The sequence below is a fragment of the Porphyromonas sp. KLE 1280 genome (assembly GCF_000700805.1).
GTDB lineage: Bacteria > Bacteroidota > Bacteroidia > Bacteroidales > Porphyromonadaceae > Porphyromonas > Porphyromonas pasteri.
Genome location: NZ_KL362962.1, coordinates 442,994 through 459,375, shown reverse-complemented (window position 1 = coordinate 459,375; position 16,382 = coordinate 442,994). Strand labels below are relative to the sequence as shown.

11 protein-coding genes are annotated in these 16,382 nt (G+C 52.2%); all 11 read left to right on the top strand.

The window, feature by feature from the left end; all coding sequences use genetic code 11:
* Positions 1 to 331: 331 nt before the first annotated feature.
* The 11 genes from HMPREF1121_RS01785 (at position 332) to HMPREF1121_RS01735 (ending at position 16,357) form a co-directional block, all read left to right on the top strand.
* A complete protein-coding gene (locus tag HMPREF1121_RS01785) occupies positions 332 to 1,126 on the top strand; it encodes a thymidylate synthase (RefSeq protein ID WP_044114394.1) in 795 nt (264 codons plus the stop codon).
* Between the two features lie 14 nt (positions 1,127 to 1,140).
* Positions 1,141 to 1,629 carry a dihydrofolate reductase gene (locus HMPREF1121_RS01780; protein WP_044114727.1) on the top strand — a complete coding sequence of 163 codons (489 nt, stop codon included), beginning with the start codon at positions 1,141 to 1,143 and terminating at the stop codon, positions 1,627 to 1,629.
* Between the two features lie 41 nt (positions 1,630 to 1,670).
* Positions 1,671 to 3,038, top strand: a complete 1,368-nt coding sequence (gene hisS / locus HMPREF1121_RS01775; RefSeq protein ID WP_044114393.1) for a histidine--tRNA ligase — start codon at positions 1,671 to 1,673, stop codon at positions 3,036 to 3,038.
* Positions 3,039 to 3,051: 13 nt separating this feature from the next.
* Positions 3,052 to 4,980: a 1-deoxy-D-xylulose-5-phosphate synthase gene (gene dxs / locus HMPREF1121_RS01770; protein ID WP_044114392.1), complete on the top strand. Its 1,929-nt coding sequence runs from the start codon at positions 3,052 to 3,054 to the stop codon at positions 4,978 to 4,980.
* 7 nt (positions 4,981 to 4,987) lie between these two features.
* Positions 4,988 to 6,340 carry a Trk system potassium transporter TrkA gene (gene trkA, locus HMPREF1121_RS01765; protein WP_044114391.1) on the top strand — a complete coding sequence of 451 codons (1,353 nt, stop codon included), beginning with the start codon at positions 4,988 to 4,990 and terminating at the stop codon, positions 6,338 to 6,340.
* A 21-nt stretch (positions 6,341 to 6,361) separates the two neighbouring features.
* On the top strand, positions 6,362 to 7,813 hold the full coding sequence (locus tag HMPREF1121_RS01760; protein ID WP_084151897.1) for a TrkH family potassium uptake protein: 1,452 nt from the start codon (positions 6,362 to 6,364) through the stop codon (positions 7,811 to 7,813).
* Positions 7,814 to 8,715: 902 nt separating this feature from the next.
* Entirely contained in the window at positions 8,716 to 9,384 is a 669-nt protein-coding gene (gene clpP / locus HMPREF1121_RS01755; protein ID WP_009433051.1) for an ATP-dependent Clp endopeptidase proteolytic subunit ClpP, read from the top strand.
* Positions 9,385 to 10,635, top strand: coding sequence for an ATP-dependent Clp protease ATP-binding subunit ClpX (clpX, locus tag HMPREF1121_RS01750; protein ID WP_044114389.1), 1,251 nt, complete (start codon positions 9,385 to 9,387; stop codon positions 10,633 to 10,635).
* A gap of 109 nt (positions 10,636 to 10,744) precedes the next feature.
* Positions 10,745 to 12,928 carry a DNA helicase RecQ gene (gene recQ, locus HMPREF1121_RS01745; protein WP_044114388.1) on the top strand — a complete coding sequence of 728 codons (2,184 nt, stop codon included), beginning with the start codon at positions 10,745 to 10,747 and terminating at the stop codon, positions 12,926 to 12,928.
* A 36-nt stretch (positions 12,929 to 12,964) separates the two neighbouring features.
* A complete protein-coding gene (locus HMPREF1121_RS01740) occupies positions 12,965 to 14,365 on the top strand; it encodes a peptidylprolyl isomerase (protein WP_009433200.1) in 1,401 nt (466 codons plus the stop codon).
* A complete protein-coding gene (locus tag HMPREF1121_RS01735; RefSeq protein WP_044114387.1) occupies positions 14,366 to 16,357 on the top strand; it encodes an OstA-like protein in 1,992 nt (663 codons plus the stop codon).
* Positions 16,358 to 16,382 lie beyond the last annotated feature (25 nt).

Genomic DNA, 16,382 nt, shown 5'->3' with positions numbered 1-16,382 from the left:
CCTATCACTCGTCCATAACTTTTATCCCTACGCGGAGTAACAACCTAATAGCGGTCACTTCACAAAGCTATATAGCTCTACCCACGCACTCATATACCTATAGAGACCATTGCGCAAGCCACCTCTTCGTTGCTCGTACCTTCTTTCCTCGACAATCGGAGTCGTAGGCTGAGAAGTTCGAAGGAGGAAAGTGTAAGCTGTGAAGAGATGGCCTCGCGCAATGGTCGTAAATAGGAGGTGATTTTGATAAGGAAGCTCTATAACCCTCAGCTCGAAAGCAGGCTAACTGAGGTCTATTGTGTATCTTTGTGCACCTATATCATTATAGAATATGAAGCAATATCAGGATCTGCTCCGTCATATCCTCTCCGAGGGACATCTCAAGGGCGACCGTACAGGTACGGGGACGCTCAGCACCTTCGGCTATCAGATGCGCTTTGATCTAAGTCAGGGCTTCCCGCTTTTGACGACGAAAAAGCTACACCTGAAGAGCATCATATACGAGCTCTTATGGTTCCTACGTGGGGATACTAATGTTCAGTACCTGCAGGAGCATGGCGTGCGTATATGGAATGAGTGGGCACGTGAAGATGGCTCTCTTGGGCCGATCTACGGCTATCAGTGGCGCTCCTGGCCAGACTATCAAGGAGGGCATATTGACCAGATCCAGCAGATCATCGACCAGCTCCGCCGTGATCCGACAAGCCGTCGCATGATCGTCTCTGCGTGGAATGTGGCGCAGATTGATGAGATGGCGTTGGCGCCTTGCCACTGCTTGATGCAGTTCTATGTGGCTGATGGACGCCTGAGCCTCCAGCTCTATCAGCGTAGTGCTGACGTCTTCCTCGGGGTCCCATTCAACATTGCTTCGTATGCTCTCCTCCTCCACATGATCGCTCAGGTTACAGGGCTTGAGGTGGGTGATTTCGTCCATAGCTTCGGTGACGTCCATATCTACCGAGATCACATGGAGCAGGTGGAGCTTCAGCTCACTCGTGAGCCACGCCCTCTTCCCCGACTTCGTCTCAATCCTGAGATCACACGACTGGAGGACTTCCGCTACGAGGACTTCGAGCTCCTTGACTACGATCCTCATCCCCACATCGCAGGTAAGGTCTCGGTATAATTCATCGTAGTATGATACTCTCTATCGTCGTCGCCATTGCATTAGACGGAGCTATCGGCCGTGGGAATGACCTCCTTTGGCATCTACCTGCCGACCTCAAGCGCTTCAAAGAGCTCACGACTGGGCACACTATTCTCATGGGGCGTAAGACCTTCGACTCACTGCCTCGTGGTCCCCTACCCAACCGACGTAACATCGTCGTCAGTCGTAGTCTAACCGCTCGCGAGGGGGTAGAGGTTTATCCTACGATAAAGGAGGCATTGAAGGCTTGTGAATCAGATGAAGAGGTCTTCATCATCGGAGGCGGAGAGATCTACCGCCAGCTCCTACCTCATACCGATCGGATCTACCTGACTCGTGTCCAAGCTACCTTCCCCGATGCCGAGGTCTTCTTCCCCGAGCTTGATCCTTCAGAATGGAGCGAGACAGCAAGCGAGACTTTCCCACGGGATGAGAAGAATGAATATGACACAACGCTTCACCTCCTACAGCGCAGAGGGTGAGGCCACAGTAAAGAAATATCACAGAATATCTACATAAGAAGATGCAGAAACCAACGATACCGAAGGGCATGCGAGACTTTGGCCCCGTAGAGATGGCTCGTCGCAATTATATCTTTGACACCATCCGCCAGGTGTATGCGCTCTACGGCTACCGCCAAATAGAGACTCCTACGATGGAGCAGCTCTCTACCCTCCTCGGTAAGTATGGAGAAGAGGGTGACCGTCTCCTCTTCAAGGTGCTCAATTCGGGTGATGCTCTCCGTGATCTCTCTGATGAGGAACTCTTGGAGCGCAATGCTATTCACTTTGCCAATAAGGCTTGTGAGAAGGGCCTTCGCTATGATCTTACCGTACCCTTCGCACGCTATGTCGTCATGCACCGCTCCGAGCTTACACTCCCCTTCCGTCGCTACCAGATACAGCCGGTATGGCGTGCTGATCGCCCGCAGAAGGGTCGCTATAGAGAGTTCTATCAGTGTGATGCTGACGTCATCGGATCAACCTCACTGATTAACGAAGTCGAGCTCCTGGAGATCATCGACGAGGTCTTCCGTCGCTTCGGCTTGCGTGTACGCATCCTACTTAATAATCGTAAGATCCTCGCAGGGATCGCAGAGGCTACGGGCCGAGGTGATCGCCTAATTGACATCACGACGGCTATCGATAAGCTTGAGAAGATCGGCGAAAAAAAGGTCTTTGATGAGCTGTGTAGTAAGGGCTTCACGGAGGATGAGCTATCCAAGCTTCGCCCCTTCCTGGCTCTCTCAGGGAGCAATCGTGAGAAGCTCACACAGCTTAAGGAACTCTTAGCCACCTCCGAAGAGGGGCAGAAGGGTATCGAAGAGCTGGAGTACATCCTTGACCATATCGATCGTCTTGACCTCAAGGCTGAGCTTGTGGTGGACTTGAGCTTAGCCCGCGGCCTGTCCTACTATACAGGAGCCATCCTTGAAGTAAAGGCACTCGATGCTGCCATGGGCAGTATCTCGGGAGGTGGTCGCTACGACAACCTTACCGGTATCTTCGGGCTTGACGGCCTTAGTGGTGTCGGTATCTCCTTCGGCGCCGACCGTATCTATGATGTCCTCTTGGAACTGGGACTCTTCCCAAGCGAAGCAGAGGTCGGTACCCAAGTCCTCTTTGCGAACTTCAGCGAAGAGGATGCTGCCTACCTGATGCCTATCGTAGCACGCCTACGCCGAGAAGGGATCCGCTCTGAGATCTATCCAGAGCCCGTGAAGATGAAGAAGCAGATGAGCTATGCTGATAGCCTCAAGATCCCCTTCGTCGTACTGGTGGGTGAGGAAGAACGTACTACGAGTACCTTTACCCTCAAGGATATGCAGAGCGGACAGCAAGAGAAGCTTACGCTCAATGCGCTGATCAGCCACCTCTCAGCTCAGCACTAACCCATCGATCATCATGCCAGATAGCACTACGCAAGAGCAGATCTACCCCCTTCTGGATGGGATAGAGACTCCGCATGATCTAAGACGGCTCCGACCCGATCAGCTCCCAGAGCTCTGTGCGGAGATCCGTCGCTTCATGCTCTCTACTCTCTCCGTGATACCAGGGCATCTCGGCGCCAACCTCGGTGCCGTAGAGATCACCGTGGCGATGCATTACGTCTTTGATACTCCCGAAGACCGCATCGTCTGGGACGTCGGGCACCAAGCCTACGTACACAAGATCCTCACAGGACGTCGTCGTGACTTCCACACGCTCCGTACTTGGGGAGGTCTAGCTGGCTTCCCCATCCCCTCGGAGAGCGAGTACGACACCTTTGCTGCAGGGCATGCGTCCAACTCCATATCAGCAGCTCTGGGTATGGCTGTAGCAGCAGCTCTCAAGGATGAGAGTCGACGTGTCGTCGCCTTCATTGGAGACGGCGCTATGAGCGGTGGCATGGCATTCGAAGGGCTGAACAATGCCTCTTCCTTCCCAAACAACCTGCTGATCATACTGAACGATAACAACATGTCTATCGACAAGAATGTCGGTGGGCTCAATCGTCATATGGTCAACTTGCTGACCAATCCCACGTACAATAGCATGCGCTATGATATGTACCGCATGCTGCGCAAGCTCAATATCGTTCATGAGGATCAGTATAAGGACCTGCAGCGCTTTAACAACCGCATCAAGGCGCTACTCTCAGGGCAGACGAACTTCTTTGATAGCTTCAGTATTCGCTATCTGGGGCCAACGGATGGGCACGATGTCGTCCATCTTGTACAGATCCTCCAGGATATCCGTGATATGAAGGGGCCTCGCCTACTGCATATCAGCACGATGAAAGGCAAGGGCTATGCTCCAGCAGAGAAAGAACCCACGATCTGGCACGCTCCTGGGAAGTTTGACCCGAAGACGGGCGAACGCATCAGCTCGACTTCAGCGACGCCTCAGCCACCAAAGTTCCAAGATGTCTTTGGTGAGACCTTAGTTGAGCTGGCAGATATGGATGAGCGTATCGTATCAGTAACGCCTGCTATGCCTACGGGCTGCTCCATGACCTACATGATGGAGAAGTATCCCAAGCGCTCCTTTGACGTAGGGATTGCCGAGGAGCACGCCGTGACCTTCTCCTCGGGTATGGCTGCTGAGGGCTTCATCCCCGTGTGTAACATCTACTCGACCTTCATGCAGCGAGCTTATGACCAGCTCATTCATGACGTTGCTTTGACGGAGAGCCATGTGGTCTTCTGCTTGGATCGTGCTGGCTTGGTGGGAGAAGATGGCGCTACGCATCAGGGAGCATTCGACATAGCATACCTACGTACAATCCCAGGAATGGCTGTCTGCTCCCCATATGATGAGATACAGCTCCGTCACCTGATGTACTCGGCTTGCTTCGACTGGTCGGGGCCTATTGCTATCCGTTATCCTCGTGGTGCCGGCTCTGTCGTAGACTGGAAGCAGCCTATGGAGCACTATCCTTTTGCAAAGGCTCGCATACTACGAGAAGGCTCATCATTGGCCGTCCTATCACTGGGGCCCATAGGTGTCTCAGTAGCGAGAGTTGTAGAGCGCCTACAAGCAGAGGGTCACAGTGTAGCACATGTTGACTTGGTCTTTGCCAAGCCTCTCGACGAAGAGTGTCTGCGTAAGCTCTTTGCCTCCGTACCTGACCTCCTTGTCATAGAAGAAGGCTGCCTCAGTGGTGGCGTCGGCTCAGCTATACTGCAGCTGGCTATGGAAGCGGGCTACAAGGGGCGTATCAAGACGCTTGGTTTGCCCGATGAGTTCATCTCTCATGGTACACCAGCCGAGCAGAAGCGCTATTGTGGCTTAGATGAAGACTCTATTTATGATGCCGCAAAGGCACTCCTTGGCACTAAGGTAGAAGGATAACGACACCATGAGAATAGTCATCGCAGGAGCCGGAGAAGTCGGCACGCACTTGGCCAAGATGCTCTCCAACGAGGAGCAAAACATCGTCTTGATGGATCAAGATGGCAAGAAGCTTGAGCGAGCCAGTCACCATCTAGAGGTCCTACCTATCGAGGGGAGTCCTACCCTACTCTCTGATCTCGAGCGTGCTCATGTAGCTGGAGCAGACCTCTTCGTCGGGGTTACTCCCGACGAAGCGACCAACGTCATGGCATGTATGCTTGCTAAGCGAGTAGGAGCTCGTCATACCATTGCTCGCATCAACAACCCAGAGTACCTCGAGAGTGAATACAACATCCTCATGGAGGAGCTTGGTGTAGACTCTATGATCTATCCCGAGGAGCTCGCTGCTCGCGAGATTGGTTCGATCATCGAGTACCCCTGGGCACGTCAGTACGTCACGCTCTTCAATGGTGCACTGGCGCTCGTCGGTGTGAAGGTTCGCAATGGTGCCCCCATCGTAGGGCACTATCTGAAAGACTTAAAGACGCTTCTCCCGGGTGACGATGGGAAGTACTTCCACGTCGTAGCTATAAAGCGCGATTTTGATACGCTTATCCCACGCGGGAATACCCGCATTGAGCACAATGACCTCGTCTTCTTCACCTGTGACGTAGATCATATTGATCTCGTTCGCAAGCTCTCGGGTAAGAAAGCGCCGAAGATCGAGCGTGTTGTCATCATGGGAGCCAGCCCCGTAGCACTACGTACCATCTCGAAAATTTCGGAAGACATTCAGGTGGCACTCATCGATATTGATAAGGATAAGTGCCTACGTCTCTCGCAGGAGCTTCCTCACAACGTCGAGATCTACCACGGCGATGGTCGTGACCCAGAGATTGTCGATGAAGTAAATCTGGAAGAATCCCAAGTCTTCATTGCTCTGACAGAAAACTCCGAGACGAACGTCTTGGCTTGTCTCGCAGCCAAGCGCTACAACGTCTATAAGACGGTGGCAAAGGAGGAGAATATTGATTATATCCCGCTTGCCTATCGTCTCGATGTCGGTACACTGATCAACAAGAAGCTCCTTGCTGCAGGCTATATCTACCGTACACTCCTTGGGCAGGATACGGGACAAGTGACCTGTCTCTCCTTGGTCAATAATGCAGAAGTTATTGAGCTCGTCGCTCGTCGTGACTCCCATATCGTGGGGCGCCGCATTAGCGACCTGAAGCTCCCCACAAACATGACCTTCGGGGGGATGATGCGCAATGGCCGTCCCTGTATGATCGATGGGAATACCGTCTTCGAGCCCTATGACCATGTCGTGATCTTCTATCACGACCTCACGATCAATACGCTCAAGGAGCTCTTTTAGTAGCCCCCAGCCGACCATCCCATGCACTCGATAAACTTCCGATTCATTAGCCGTATCCTCGGGATGATGTGCTTCGTCGAAGGGGCAGTGATGCTCATTGTCCTCATGGCAGCACTGCTCTATCAAGAGTCTCCCACCCCATGGATCATCGCTATCGGAGTATTCTTCTTCGTCGGTGCACTCCTTCTGCACCAAGGCCGTAAGTTACATAAGAAGCGAGCCTCACGCCGTGAAGGTATGCTTGCCGTGACATCGGTGTGGCTTCTCCTCTCTGCTATTGGGATGCTTCCCTTCTTGCTGACGGGAGCATTGGCCTCTCCTTTGGACGCCTTCTTTGAAACGATCTCGGGCTTTACAACTACGGGAGCCACGGTCTTTGCGAAGGTGGAAGGATTACCGCACTCAGTCCACCTCTGGCGTAGCCTCACACAGTGGCAGGGAGGTGTCGGTATTGTGGTCTTCACAGTCGCACTCTTACCCATCTTCGGCGGTGGGGCAAGTCAGATTTACAATGCCGAGACTACAGGGATCACACACGACCGCTTCCTACCACGTATCTCGGATGTCGCTAAGCGTCTTTGGGCTATCTATCTGGCAGAGACCGTTGTGCTAATCCTCCTACTTTGGGTGGGTCCGATGAATCTCTTTGATGCTGTTTGTCATGCGCTCACTTGCATTTCGACAGGGGGCTATTCGACCCGCGATGAAAGTGTCGCAGCCTTTGACTCCTCCTATACGGAGTATGTCCTCTCCCTCTTCATGTACATAGGTAGCCTCAATCTTACTCTGGTCTACTTCGCTGTGACAGGCAAACCAATGCGCTTATTCAAGGATGAGGAGATGCGCTTCTTCACGATTTTCATTCTTGGCGCTACAGTCATTACCACCATTTGGATTAGTCTACAAGGAGAGTATCCTACCATGGAGGGAAATATCCGTCATGCGCTCTTTGAGGTACTTACCTTGGGATCAAGTACAGGATATTCCACAGCGGAGATTACACTGTGGGGGCCCTTCTTCTGGATGATTGCCCTACTCTTGATGTTCGTCAACGGCTGTGCAGGATCTACTTCGGGTGGGTTGAAGGCCTCACGCTTCTTGGTATTGATCAAGAACCTCTATAATGAGTTCAAGAAGCAAATACACCCCCACCTGCTCACCCCTGTCTTGATGAATGGTCGTCAGCTTAGCGTAAGCGTGGTACACCAGATTCTCGCCTTCTGTGTCCTCTATGTAGGCTTAATCTTTGTCGGATCCATGCTTCTGATGCTTGATAATAATGGCTTCGTCTCGAGCATCAGTATTGCCTGCTCAGCTGTGAGTAACTCTGGTCCAGGGATTGGTGAATATGCTAATAGTGTCGCAGGCGCAGGGGCTTTTTCTAAAGGGGTATTATGCTTCCTTATGCTGGCGGGTCGTCTTGAAGTCTTTACCGTAATAGGCATCCTTACCCCACACTTCTGGAAGCGATAGCACTTAGAAGAACCCGCTTCTTCAGCTACCTATATCACCGTCCCGAGAGTCATTGCTCTCGGGACGGTGTCGTTTTGAGAGGGACTATTAGTGTACAGGCCGCAACAAACGTGTCCATTCTCCCTGTATAATAAATCACTGAAATAATAGTACTTACGTCGAGTCATAAGTAGACTTATAGGAGTCTCTATTCATTGAGCTAAGGCATCGCACGCCCAGCTCCCCGACATGCCTCTCCGAAGTGGTACGCAAGCCCTTCGCCCCATCGCGAGTATTCCTCTTGTCCAGTGGAGGAAAAAGTACCCTTCTCGTGAAGAAAAAAGCGCCTTCATGTAGTGGGTTTCCTCTGTCTATGTACGTAGTCTTAAAGACCAGGCAGGTCAATCCAAATATCCACGTACGTAGATATTAGAGCTACGTACGTAGTCCAAACTTATCTGCCACTCGTCCACAGCTTTTTATCCCTACGCGGAGCAATAGCCTAATATAGGTCACTTCACAAAGCTATATAGCTTTCTTCGCCATCCTATATAGCTCTACCCCACGCACTCATGTACCTATATATGGTCTCTTATAGAGGAGAGGAGTAGCAACCAATAGAGGTCAGCATAAGGACCAATAGTGGTTCATAGCACCAACCACTATTGAAATAGGTCTTGATGAAAGTGAGTCTGCACATCGCTCCCTCTTCTATCAGGATATCCGCTATATAGCGATGGCACTCTCCTATTAGGTATCGACTTTCTTGGAGCTATCAGTAGAGTGTACTTTCAGCTGCAAGATCAGCCTATTCTATCGCTAAGTAGAGCTTTATATTTCCTTAGGCTATTTCAGAATTATTTATACCTTTGTTATATAGAGCCGTAATATGGATAGAAGGCCCTATTACTACTAGAATAGAAATGAACGAATTCAAGAAGTTTGCCGTAGGTCACTTGGGGATGAATTCCCTTGCACTTGATAGCTATATGCAAGTGCAGAGTAGCTACATCTCTCCGACGATCATTGAGGAACGCCCTATGAACGTCGCACAGATGGACGTCTTCTCTCGACTGATGATGGACCGCATCATCTTCCTCGGGACGCAGATCAACGACTATACGGCTAATGTCATACAAGCCCAGCTCCTCTTCCTCGATAGCAGCGAGCCAGGCAAGGATATATCCATCTATATCAACTCCCCTGGTGGCTCAGTATATGCGGGCTACGGGATATACGACACGATGCAGTACATCGGCTGTGACGTCTCTACGATTTGCACTGGTATGGCTGCCTCAATGGCCTCTGTGCTACTCGTCGCAGGGACCAAGGGGAAGCGCTTTGCCCTTCCCCACTCTCGCGTGATGATCCATCAGCCCCTCGGAGGCATGCAAGGGCAGGCCAGCGACCTTGAGATCGCAGCTCGTGAGATCCTCAAGGTCAAGGAGGAACTCTACACGATCCTCTCTGAGCACTCGGGACAGCCCTTCGAAACGATACAGCGCGATAGCGACCGCGACTATTGGATGACCGCCACTGAAGCTCAGGCTTATGGGATGGTCGACCGTGTTCTCACCCGTACAGAGAAGTAGATGGCAAAGAAGCAACAGAAACAATGCAGCTTCTGCGGTAGGACAGAAGAAGAGACTGGAGGCCTCCTTGAGGGGATCAACTCTCATATCTGTCCAGAGTGCATCTACCGAGGACACCAGCTCCTCGAAGAGCTCTCTGGTGCCGAAGCAAAGGCATATGAAGAAGCTGCTCAGAAGGAGCTCAAGGATCTCCCCAAACCACGTGAGATAAAAGAGTTCCTTGACGGCTATGTCGTCGGCCAAGATGAGGCCAAGCGCTATCTCTCGGTCGCCGTATACAACCACTACAAGCGCCTCGCTCAGCCAAGTGCCGAGACGGATGGCGTAGAGATCGAGAAGAGCAACATCCTCATGCTCGGCCCCACAGGGACGGGTAAGACACTTTTGGCAAAGACCATAGCTCGCCTCCTTCACGTACCTTTCACTATCGTTGATGCTACGGTATTGACACAGGCTGGTTACGTAGGTGAGGATATTGAGAGCCTTCTCACTCGCCTCCTCCAGGTCGCCGACTATGATGTCACAGCCGCAGAGCGTGGGATCGTCTTCATCGATGAGATCGATAAGATCGCTCGTAAGGGAGACAATCCCTCCATCACTCGTGATGTCAGTGGCGAAGGAGTCCAGCAGGGGCTTCTGAAGCTTCTCGAGGGATCTATCGTGAACGTCCCCCCTCAAGGTGGTCGTAAGCATCCAGACCAGAAGATGATTCAGGTAGATACCAAGCAGATTCTCTTCATCTGTGCCGGAGCCTTTGACGGTATTGAGCGTAAGATCGCTCATCGTCTCAATACACGCGTCGTCGGGTATAACAGCCCTGGTGCTAAGCTCTCTAAGCGTGAAGAAGAGGAGCTTCTGCGCTATGTAGACGCTCGTGACCTCAAGAGCTTCGGTCTCATCCCAGAGATCATCGGACGACTGCCGATCATCACCTATCTGCACCCTCTGCATCGTGACACACTACGTATGATCCTCACCGAGCCGAAGAATGCACTGGTACGCCAGTACACCAAGATCTTCGAGCTTGATGGGATTCGCCTTACCTTCACCGACGAAGCTCTTGACCTGGTGGTATCAAAGACCATGGAGCAGAAGCTCGGCGCCCGTGGGCTTCGTGCCATCATGGAGCAGGTAATGGTCGAGCCGATGTATGAGCTCCCCTCACAGGGTGTGACAGAGTTCGTCGTCGATGCTACCTTCGTCGAGCAACAGCTCGCCAAGGATGGCTCTCCCACTAAGGAGGTATACTGACCCCAAAGCGTGAGAGCACACTAAGAAGATATATCATTCCGTGTTATAGAATATCGCAGTCGCAGCTTAATCTCTACCCTCAAGTAGACTCCAAGTAATCACGAAGCGTATGGCCATGGACGGGATCAACCTCAAGGAAGGACTAAAGAAGCACTTTGGCTTCGACCAGTTTAAAGGGAATCAGCAGGAGATCATCGAGAGTATTCTTGCTGGTCAAGATACCTTTGTCCTGATGCCTACAGGTGGCGGGAAGAGCCTCTGTTATCAACTCCCAGCCCTTCTCATGCCTGGGACAGCAGTGATTATCTCCCCACTGATCGCCTTGATGAAGAATCAGGTCGATGCCGTGCGAGGCTTCTGTGAAGAGGATACCGTCGCTCACTTCCTCAACTCTTCTCTCTCTCGTACTCGACTGGAGGAGGTGAAGGAGGATGTACGTCAGGGCCGGACCAAGCTACTCTATGTAGCTCCCGAGTCTCTACATAAGAAGGAGAACATCAAGCTTCTGCAGGAGATCCCGATCTCGTTCTACGCCGTAGACGAAGCCCACTGTATATCTGAGTGGGGACATGACTTCCGACCCGAATATCGTCGGATACGCGCCATCGTCACCGAGATCGCTGACCGCCCCATTATGGCCCTCACAGCCACAGCTACCCCCAAGGTACAGCATGACATCATGAAGAACTTGGGGATGGAGTCAGCAGCGGTCTTCCAAAGCTCCTTCAATCGCCCTAACCTACTCTATCGTATCCACCCGAAGACGGCGGAATCAGAGCGGGATATCGTACGCTACATATTGTCCAATCCGAAGAAAAGCGGGATCGTTTATTGCATGCGCCGTACCCAGGTGATGAATCTCACTGAGGTCCTTCAGGCCAATGGGATCAAGGCACTTCCCTATCATGCAGGATTGGATGCCAAGGAGCGAGCAGAGAATCAAGATGCCTTTATCGAAGAGCGAGCAGAGGTCATAGTAGCCACGATCGCTTTTGGTATGGGGATAGATAAGCCAGACGTACGCTACGTCATACACTTCGACATGCCCAAGAGTCTTGAGGGATACTACCAAGAGACAGGGCGCGCCGGACGTGATGGAGGTGAGGGTGTATGTATCGCCTATTATGATCACGATGATTTGGAGAAGCTTGAGCGCTTCACCAAAGGCAAGTCCGTCGCTGATCAGGAGATCGCCCGAGCTCTTCTCCGCGAGACTGCCGACTATGCTGAGACCAGCATCTGTCGTCGGTCCTTCCTCCTCAACTACTTCGGCGAGCGCTATGAGGCAGAGAACTGCGGTAGCTGTGATAATTGTTTAGTACCTAAAACTAAAGTGGAAGCTAAAGAATTGCTTGTAAACCTTCTTGAGGTCGTCAGCAGCCTCAAGGAGAAGTTCAATGCTGACTACGTCATCGCAGTACTCCGTGGAGATACCAACTCCGACATTGAGTCCTTCCATCATGAGGAACTCGAGTGCTTCGGATCAGGTCAAGATCATGAGGAATCCACGTGGACGACAGTCATTCGTCAGGCACTCATCGCAGGCTACCTGAAGAAGGATGTAGAGAACTACGGACTCCTGAAGCTCACTCCCGCAGGGAAAAAGTTCCTCAAGAAGCCAACGAGCTTCAAGATCACTGACTCCGATGAGGAGACTGAGGATCAGCCAGCTAGTGGAGGGACTGGTGGTTCTGGAGAGTCAACGGACCCCGTTCTCTTCGCTATAATGAAGGATCTTCGGAAGAAGATGGGGCAGCAGAATAATGTCCCTCCCTACGTCATCTTCCAGGACACCTCACTCGAAGCGATGGCAACCTTCTACCCCATCACTATGGATGAGCTTCAGAACATCCCTGGTGTCGGTGCCGGCAAGGCTGCGCGCTATGGTCAGAAATTCCTAGAGGTCATTCGCCGCCATGTTGAGGAGAATGACATTGAGCGCCCCGCTGACATCCGTGTACGTACTCGCCCCGACAAGTCCAAGCTCAAGATCAATATCATCCAGCAGATCGACCGCAAGGTGGCTCTGGACGATATCGCGATTGCTCTTGGTCTTGACTTCGATGTACTCATCAGTGAGGTCGAAGCTATTGTCTACTCGGGTACCCGTATTAATATCAACTACTTCATCGAAGAGGTCATCGACGAAGATCGTATTGAAGATATCTACGAATACTTCAAGGAGTCGACAACTGATGATATCAATGAAGCGCTCACCGAGCTCGGTAGCGATTACTCCGAAGATGAAGTCCGCTTAGTACGCATCAAGTTCCTCTCGGAGCTTGCTAACTAAGCCTTCCCCTACGTATTAAACAGATCCTTTCCCTTGATGAAAAGAAAGACAACCATAGTACTCCTGAGCCTCCTTGCCCTTGGCTCTCTGAGTCTTGCACAGACCAAGCGAGACGAACCTCAGAAGAAGACCATCGTGGATGAGGTCGTATGGATGGTTGGTGATGAACCGATCCTCCTCTCTGATATTGAGTATCAAAAGCTCTTTGCACGGAGTCAGGGACTCACCTTCGAGGGAGATCCTGACTGCATCATACCCGAGCAGATAGCTGTACAGAAGCTCTTCCTCAACCAAGCGAAGATCGATAGCATCCAGGCCAACGACACGCAGGTCACTCGTATGGTGGACATGTGGGTACAGAATGTGATCTCAGAACTGGGCTCTAAGGAGAAGCTTGAGGAATACTTCAATAAGAAGCTCTCTCAGATCCGCGAGGAGCGCACTGTTCAGGCTCGCAATGAAGCTATCGTAGAGATGATGAAGTCTAAGATCTCTCAGGGCGTGCAGGTCACCCCTTCCGAGATCAGCACCTTCTACAAGCAACTTCCTAAGGATAGCCTTCCCTTCATCCCCAAGACTGTAGAGCTGCAGATCATCGCTCTGGAGCCTCAAGTTCCCCTCTCTGAGCTGGACCGTGTCAAGGGTATCCTGCGTGGATATGCCGAAGACGTGAACTCAGGTAAGCGCGAGTTCTCTACGATCGCGCGTCTGTACTCTGAGGACAAGCGTACGGCTTCACGAGGTGGTGAATATGGCTTCGTGGGACGTGCTTATCTCGATCCAGCCTTCGCTACGGCGGTATTCAATCTAATGGATAAGACCCGTGTATCCCCTATCATCAAGACGGACGAAGGGTATCATATCGCTCAGCTGATCGAGAAGCGCGGTGAACTCGTGAACTTCCGCCACATCCTCCTCCGTCCAACGGTCGAGGAGAGTGCTATCAAGGCAGCCACTGCTCGTATCGACTCAATCGCTACAGCTATCCGCGATGAGAAGATCACCTTCGATGTAGCCGCTCAGCTCTATTCGGATGATAAGAATACGCTCAACAATGGTGGTCTGATGACCAATACCTCTAACGAGAGCGAGTTCTCTGGATCTCCAAACTTCCGCTATGAGGATCTCCCACAGGATATTGCGAAGATCGCCTATGAGCTCAAGCCTGGGGAAATCTCTAAGCCCTTCGTCATGCACACCGATAAGGGACTGGAGCAGGTAGCGATCATACGCATCAAGGAGATTCATCCAGAGCATATCGCCAATATGAACAGCGACTTCCGTCGTATCAAGGAGATGGCACTGGGGAAGAAGCGTGCCCGAGTCATCGATGAGTGGATCCGTGCTCGTCAGAAGCAGACCCACATCGAGATCAACGAGCGCTATCGCAACTGCCACTTCCAATACCCAGACTGGATCCACGAGGACAAGAAGTAAATGCCTCAGGAGAAGAATCAACGTCTAAGTCTATGTGTAGCTCTTGCCCTCATTGTGATGGGTGGGAGCTACCTAACTTCTCGTGCCTCCTACCGAGGAGTGTCACCGACGATGCAGTCACCTCGTCCAGCAAAGGCCGGTACGAGGATTATCCTTGAGCATGCTGATCTGCTGACGTACGATGCGGCTCTACAGCCAGGGGTACAGCGCCTCAAGGGAGGTGTCATCCTGCGTCATGGCAATGCGACCATGACTTGTGATAGCGCCTATCTCAATGAGGATGACCAGATCTTCGAGGCCTTTGGTGAGGTGCACATGGTACAGGGAGACACCGTACACATGTATTCGCGCTATCTGTACTATGATGGCGTCTCGAAGCTCGCGCGTCTCCGCCATAATGTACACCTGGCAAATAAGACGACAGACCTCTATACCGATAGCTTAGACTATGACCGTATCGCGGATATAGCCTACTATTTCGAGGGAGGTACGATCACCGATGCGCAGAATACACTGACCTCAGACTACGGGCAGTTCATCCCAGCTACGAATGATGCGGAGTTCCGCTACAATGTCAAGCTCGTCAACGACAAGACGACGATGACGACGGAGCATCTCTTCTACAATACGCATACACGTATCAGTAGCTACGAGGGGCAGACTCTTATCCAGTCTGACTCTGGGCAGATCGTCTCGCAGCGCGGCATCTATGATGTCGGTCGAGATGTGGGGATTCTCCTTGATCGCTCCGAAGTAACCTCGGGCGCCAAGACTCTCATCGGAGACTCCATCTATTACGATGGCATGAGTAAGTTCGGTGAAGCCTTCGGGCGCATGGAACTCTCCGACACCGCACAGAAGGCTATTCTCTACGGGGACTACGGGTACTTCGATGACAAGCGCAACTATGCCTTCGCGACTTCGCGTGCTCACGCCGAAGAGTACTCGCAGAAGGATACGCTCTATGTGTCGGCTGATACACTGGAGCTCATCAGCCTCCCTATCCCTGATCGCCTCCGCCTTGATAGCCTTCGTGCCGTGGCAGCTCAAGAAGGTAAGGCTAAGCCCGATACGATGCAGCGTTACCTACGTGGTTATCGAAACGTACGAGTCTTCCGCCGAGATGCTCAAGCTGTAGCCGACTCGCTCAGCTACGTCTCCATGGACTCTACCCTATCGCTCTATGGGAAACCGATCCTTTGGAGTGAGGAGCGCCAGCTCTCAGGTGATACTACTCACTTCTACTTCCGAAGCAAGAAGCTTGACTACGTAGACGTCCTCGGTAAGGCTCTGGTCGTCGAGCATATTGACAGCGTTGACTACTACAACCAGATGAGTGGCGACAGCTTACGTGCCTACGTCCAGGATAGTACGGTGCGCGAGATCTTGGTCAGCGGCAAGGTCGAATCGATCTACTACATGAAGGAGGAGGGCACCAATGACTACAATGGGCTGAACCGCATGACGAGCTCCACGATGCACGTCCTCCTGGACTCTGGTAAGGTCAAGAAGTCTATTTGGCGAGGCCCCGTTGAGGGAAAGGCTTACCCTCTGGAGATGGCTTCGGGTCCCGAAGTCAATCGACTCCCCCTCTTCCAGTGGGCTGCGGATCGTCGCCCCATGCGCAAGGAGGATATCACGACTGTCGGAGACTCCCTCCCCCCCAGCGAGCAGCGCTCACGTCCCCTCTCAGACCTCAAGCGCTTCAGCGGAGCCAAGGCTGCACTGGCTGCTTATGAGCCATTCGAGCGAGTAGCTCGCGAAGAAGCACTTCGCACCGACTCACTGCTGACCCAGTATCGTGCTCTTCGCCCCGAGGAGTACCGCCAGGTATACCAGTGCGTCCTTCGCCCCTCCAGTGATAGCGGGGCTACCTCCACACCTCAATCGTATTTAGACTACTCATGGGTATACAAACCTTTTTCAAGCAAAGAAGACCTCGACAATTCGAGCACAAGCTCATCTACTGGGATCCCCGAAAGGAAGAACTAGCTAAGCGCGTCGCACGTATCCGTCA